7 protein-coding genes are annotated in these 5956 nt (G+C 37.0%); 5 read left to right on the top strand and 2 right to left on the bottom strand.

The genetic code is table 11. The features are described from left to right. Together AC1DPQ_RS15270 and AC1DPQ_RS15265 are read right to left on the bottom strand one after the other, a co-directional pair. On the bottom strand, nucleotides 1-973 hold a 973-nt coding region (locus AC1DPQ_RS15270), incomplete at its 3' end, for a hypothetical protein (RefSeq protein WP_477610065.1). Further along, complete coding sequence (locus tag AC1DPQ_RS15265) at nucleotides 973-1605, bottom strand: ABC transporter ATP-binding protein (protein WP_477580758.1); 633 nt, start codon at nucleotides 1603-1605, stop codon at nucleotides 973-975. The genes AC1DPQ_RS15270 and AC1DPQ_RS15265, both read right to left, overlap by 1 nt. Before the next feature lie 74 nt (nucleotides 1606-1679). Between AC1DPQ_RS15265 and AC1DPQ_RS15260 the strand changes: the two genes are divergently transcribed. From AC1DPQ_RS15260 to AC1DPQ_RS15240, 5 genes are all read left to right on the top strand, one after another. Then, nucleotides 1680-2201 (top strand): GNAT family N-acetyltransferase, encoded by a 522-nt coding sequence (locus AC1DPQ_RS15260; RefSeq protein ID WP_477610063.1) that lies wholly within the window; start codon nucleotides 1680-1682, stop codon nucleotides 2199-2201. A gap of 61 nt (nucleotides 2202-2262) precedes the next feature. Then, on the top strand, nucleotides 2263-3111 hold the full coding sequence (locus AC1DPQ_RS15255) for a DUF2911 domain-containing protein (protein WP_477580754.1): 849 nt from the start codon (nucleotides 2263-2265) through the stop codon (nucleotides 3109-3111). A 305-nt stretch (nucleotides 3112-3416) separates the two neighbouring features. Continuing rightward, nucleotides 3417-4712: a phosphopyruvate hydratase gene (gene eno / locus AC1DPQ_RS15250; RefSeq protein WP_029278432.1), complete on the top strand. Its 1296-nt coding sequence runs from the start codon at nucleotides 3417-3419 to the stop codon at nucleotides 4710-4712. A gap of 167 nt (nucleotides 4713-4879) precedes the next feature. Next, nucleotides 4880-5179 (top strand): FtsB family cell division protein, encoded by a 300-nt coding sequence (locus tag AC1DPQ_RS15245; RefSeq protein WP_025145767.1) that lies wholly within the window; start codon nucleotides 4880-4882, stop codon nucleotides 5177-5179. Nucleotides 5180-5286: 107 nt separating this feature from the next. Continuing rightward, nucleotides 5287-5901 (top strand): trimeric intracellular cation channel family protein, encoded by a 615-nt coding sequence (locus tag AC1DPQ_RS15240; protein ID WP_215131366.1) that lies wholly within the window; start codon nucleotides 5287-5289, stop codon nucleotides 5899-5901. The last annotated feature ends 55 nt before the right edge of the window (nucleotides 5902-5956 follow it).

The following is a 5956-nucleotide window of genomic DNA, read 5'->3' as shown; positions in this document are numbered from 1 at the left end:
GTATTGCATTTAACAAAAGTAAGCTTCTAAATAACAGAATCGCAGAAAAGGTAAATGCGATTAACCCAAACGATGTTAAAATACCAAAGTTGGTAAATATCCAACAGATTTCGGGCAGTAATAAAACGAGATAGTTTAAACAAAAACTAAAAAATACTTTTTCTTTAGTAAAAGGAAAATTTGGCAAGAAAGACAAGTATCTATTATTAAAAACCTTCTCCTGATAAATGAGCACCACATGTGCCACAATAATACAGGAGGTAACAAGCATCAATAATCTTGAATCATCTTTAAGATCAGCAAAAACTACCAACACACTCGAAATCAGCACCCACGAAAGCAGTTTGGTGAGCGCATAAGCCAATTTCGCCTGATTGAAAACCTGAAAACTATATAACAAAAAAACAGGTTTGCTCCATTTTCTGCTAACCCTGAGTAACCAATTTGGCTTGTTAGCTTCTATTAAACGGTTACTTTCTTTAAGGTATATATAAGCGCCTGCTAAAACCAGAAGCAATTGAAAAAATAAAATCCCGATAGAAATAAGATAATATCCAAATACAATTCCAATGCTTATGACGTATAGCGTATAACACAATACAGGGATAAATATGCAGGTCTGCACTACACACCAGGCCATAAACTGCTGTTTTTTGGTTGACGACGTGAAACTATAATACAGAAACTCTTGCTGGGGCAAAACAAGTTGACTTAAGACGTATTTTAAGCTTTTGTAAGCATACAATGTGCTACCTATAAGATAGAAAGTCATCATTAGTGGATTACTCACCAAACTAATGGTAAAGAAAAACTGCCAGAAATCAATCTGGTCGGGCCAAACCGTGCCCAGGGTATTGATAAACAAACAGTAACTGATCAACATCACAAAGATGAATACCAACATAGCTGCATGGGTACGGTAAAAACCATCAACAAATATTTTCTTTAAGGCGGTATTTGAAAGCAACGACATTAAAAATTCAGTATTATTTTTTTATCTTGAATATTGATCTGTTGAAGTCCGGGCAATTTTAACTCATCTAATGGCTGATGTGAGGAAAGTAAAAAACTGATTTTTTCATTTTGGCACTTTTCATTAATCCAGCGGTATAATATCTCCAAAGATTCTACATCGATCGTATTTAAAGGCTCGTCTAATAAGATCAATTTAGGTTGCCCTAAAAAAGCCAAAACCAACGACAACTTTTTTAACATGCCACTAGAATATGAACCCAATGGATTATGAATGTAAGGCTCCATACCCATTTCAGCAATTAAGATCTTTGCTTGATCAGAAACAGCCCCCTTGGCTTTAGCGAAAAGATCAACCATTTCAAATCCGGTCAAAAATTCGGGGTACAGTGGTTCGGCCTCGGCAAAATTTACAAGCTTTCGATAGGAAACACCATGATCTTTTAAATAAATAGTACTTATCGCGATATCACCTTCGAAAGACAATATTCCTGCAATTGCTTTCAAGAGGGTACTTTTCCCCGAACCGTTACTTCCTTTTATCCAGAAAATGCCTTCGGGAATTTTAATATTATCTATCTTTAAAACAAGATGATTGAAATAAGATTTTTCAAATTGATTGAAGTGTAACATAAAAGCAYTTTGTTTCTGACTTTAGTTTTAATGAAAAGTTACAAAGCACAATCATCTTGATAAAATCATACACAATGCAATTAATTTTACGCCCTTACCAACCAAGTGATGTTGAAAGTTTGGTTAAACATGCCAACAATTTCAATATTTCGAAATATTTAACCAATAAATTCCCTTTTCCTTATGAGAAAAAAGATGGCGAGGCTTTTATTCAACTCGCACTGAGTCATGATCCCTTACAAATCAAGGCCATTGTGTTAAACGATGAAGTAATTGGATCGATTGGTGTGCATCAACTGGCCGATATTTACAGCAAAAGTGCAGAAATAGGCTATTGGATTGCTGAGGATTTTTGGGGCAAAGGCATTGTTCCGCTTGCCATAAAAGAAATGCTTAAATATGGTTTCGAAACATTTGATATTGAAAGAATTTTCGCACGGACTACACATACGAACCTGGCCTCGCAGCAGGTTTTAAAGAAATCGGGCTTTATTTTCGAGGCAGCGCTAAAAGATACTATTTTTAAAAATGGCGAATATTTTGATGAATTCATTTTTGGATTTAGGAAACACCAGCTAGGCAGAGAACAGCATTAAAACATTTTGTTAAACTCGAAGCTTATTGCGTAAATTCGTGTAAACCAAAAACAACAAAGCAATGAAAATATCGATCAAATCAGTAATGCTGTTTGTTGCACTTTTAGGTGCAGCAGATTTCGCAAATGCCCAGGGAGCCAAGTTTCCACAACCGAGTAGCGGGCAAACCATTATCCAGGATTTTGGATTAGGCAAAATAACTTTAACCTACTCTCGTCCGAATGTTAAAGGCCGCAAAATTTTTGGCGGCATGGAGCCAATGGGCGTAGTTTGGCGTAACGGGGCAAATGCGGCCACACGTATTAAATTTACCGATGCCGTTAAAATTGAAGGCAAAGATCTGCCTGCTGGTGAATATGGCCTGTTCAGCATTCCAGGCAAAAATGAGTGGACGGTTATTTTCAGCAAAACGCCCGATCAATGGGGTGCCTACGCATATAAGGAAAGTGATGATGTGCTTCGTGTAAAAGTAAAAACAACAGCTTTAAAAGATAAAGTAGAAACCCTTAGCATGCAGTTTTCGGCTGTTAGCGAAACTTCGGCGCAGTTAAATATGATGTGGGAGAATAGTGCTTATGCCATCAATATTACAACTTCTATCGATGAAAAAGTAATGGCAAATATTGCTGAAGCGATGAAGGGCGAAAAAAAACCTTACTTTAATTCGGCATTGTATTATTATCAAAATGGAAAAGATTTAAAAACAGCTTTAGAATGGATGACGGAAGCAGAAAAATCAGATCCTAAAGCACCCTGGTTTAAATTATGGAAAGGCCGTATCCAATTGAAAATGGGCGATAAAGCGGGAGCATCAGCTACTGCGCAGCAAGGTATAGACGCTGCAAAGGCACAAAAGATTGATGAATATGTACGCCTCAATTCTGAACTTTTGGCCGAAGCTAAAAAATAAAGAGATTAAAATATTTTATAAAACCGTTGGAGTTGATTCAACGGTTTTTTTATGAGGCTATAAATAACATTGTCATGCTGAGGCACGAAGCATCTGTTCCATAGCTTGCAGATGCTTCGTACCTCAGCATGACAGAATACCAATATTAACTTAAAATTAACCACTGATTAACTTGAACAACTATCATAACATTAACCCTTAAAACACTTTATTTATTTAAAAATAATACTAACTTTGATGTTGCGCTTAGTAATTGTATTTTATACACTAAGCAGGTTAAAAAATCAATAAAAAATCAAATAAAAATGAGCATAATCGTTAATGTCCATGCCAGACAAATTCTCGATTCGAGAGGCAATCCAACAGTAGAAGTAGAAGTTGTAACAGAAGCAGGTGCTTTTGGCCGTGCAGCTGTACCAAGCGGTGCATCTACTGGACAATATGAGGCTGTTGAATTACGTGATGGGGATAAATCTACATATTTAGGTAAAGGTGTTTTAAAAGCTGTAGAAAATGTAAATACTAAAATTGCTGATGCATTAAGAGGTATTGATGTTTTTGAGCAAAATACAATTGATAAAATCATGTTAGACCTGGATGGTACCGAAAACAAAGGTAACTTAGGTGCTAACGCAATTTTAGGTGTTTCTTTGGCTGCTGCTAAAGCTGCTGCTGATGAAATCGGTCAACCATTATACCGTTACATTGGTGGTGTTAATGCAAACACTTTACCAATTCCGATGATGAACATCATTAACGGTGGTTCTCACTCTGATGCACCTATCGCTTTTCAGGAATTTATGATTATGCCAGTTGGCGCACCTTCTTTCTCTGAAGCTTTACGTTGGGGAACTGAAGTTTTCCATAGCTTGAAAAAAATTCTTCACGATAGAGGTTTATCTACTGCAGTAGGTGACGAAGGTGGTTTTGCACCAACTTTTGACGGTACTGAAGATGCAATTGAAACTGTATTAAAAGCAATTGAAACTGCTGGTTACAAACCAGGTTCTCAAATCTGTTTAGCTTTAGACTGTGCATCATCTGAGTTCTACAAAGATGGCAAATACGACTATACTAAATTTGAAGGCGCCACTGGGGTAATTCGTTCAAGCGAAGAGCAGGCACAATATTTAGCTGATCTTTCTGCAAAATATCCAATTATCTCTATTGAAGATGGTATGGATGAAAACGATTGGACTGGCTGGAAAAGCTTAACCGATAAAATTGGTGACCATGTTCAATTGGTTGGTGATGATTTATTTGTAACTAACGTAACCCGTTTACAACGTGGTATTGATGAGGCTACTGCTAACTCAATCCTAGTAAAAGTAAACCAGATCGGTTCCTTAACTGAAACCATCAATGCGGTAACTTTAGCACAAAACAATGGCTATACTTCGGTAATGAGTCACCGTTCTGGCGAAACTGAAGATGTTACGATAGCTGATTTAGCTGTTGCATTAAACTGCGGACAGATTAAAACTGGTTCTGCATCACGTTCAGACAGGATTGCTAAATACAATCAATTATTACGTATTGAAGAAGAATTAGGTGAAAACGCTCGTTTCATTGGTTCAAAATTCAAATACGCTAAGAAATAATTTATAGTATTGGGTTTAAACCCAATGCTATAATGTTAACAAGTTGAAAAACTTATTTGCGAAACATCCGGAGATTTTAAATCTTCGGATGTTTTTATTTTAATACTATATTTGTTTGTTGGATTCGGGTTTTCTCAAATCTCACATCTAAAATCTCATATCAATATATGAAACGTTTAATAGATCTTTTCCGAAATAAATATTTCCTTGCTACTGTCGCTTTTGCGATGTGGATGCTATTTTTCGACAAAAACGATATGATGTCGCAATACGAGTACCGCAGTCAGGCCAATAAACTGCAGGAAGAAAAAGAATATTTCGAGAAAGAAACCGCCCAGGTTAAAAAAGATTTAAACGAACTGAATACCAATCTGAATACGGCTGAAAAATTTGCCCGCGAAAAATACTTCATGAAAAAAGATAATGAAGATGTTTTTGTGATTATCCAGGAAGAGAAGAAGGATTAGTTTTCAGTTGGCAGTGCTCAGTTAACAGGTTGAGGTTAGCAATTTCAACAATAGAACAATCCATTTCCAGTTAACCGATTAACCAATTCAAACAGTTAACCTATCTAATGCTTCACATCCTCTACATTATTGCCATAACCGCCGAAGCCATGACTGCTGCACTTTCTGCGGGCAGACGTGATATGGATTGGGTTGGTGTTTGCATTATTGCCTGGGTTACAGCATTAGGCGGCGGAACAGTTAGAAATGTATTATTTGGCCATTACCCAATGAGCTGGGTAGAACATCCAGAATATTTGGTAATTACTGCAGTAGCAGCCTTACTCGCTGCATTTATTGCCTCGATTATGACTAAACTCAAAAAACTTTTCCTTTATCTTGATGCTTTAGGTTTGGTGGTTTTCACGATTATTGGCTGTCAGGTTGCACAGGAAATCCATTTACCTTATTTAATTGTACTTTTTAGCGGAATGATTACTGGTTGTGCTGGCGGGGTACTTCGTGATGTACTCTGCAACGAAGTTCCATTTCTTTTTAGAAAAGAGATTTATGCCAGCGCAGCGATAGTCACCGGCGCGGTTTATATCGGCATAGAGCATTTTCATGGAAGCGAGATGCTGGCTACTATTTTAGCAGCCGTAGTTGGATTAGCCCTAAGATTACTTTCTATCCGCTTCGAATGGCACATGCCTAAGTTCGTTTATCGTGATGAATGGCATTGATTCAGTTGGAAGTTTTCAACTTAGAGCTTTTTTCCGTGGTGTCAGGTGTTACCAC

Source organism: Pedobacter sp. 01T416_2 (assembly GCF_056398925.1).
The sequence above is the reverse complement of the archived record's forward strand: the minus strand, read 5'-3'. Positions and strand labels throughout refer to the sequence as shown.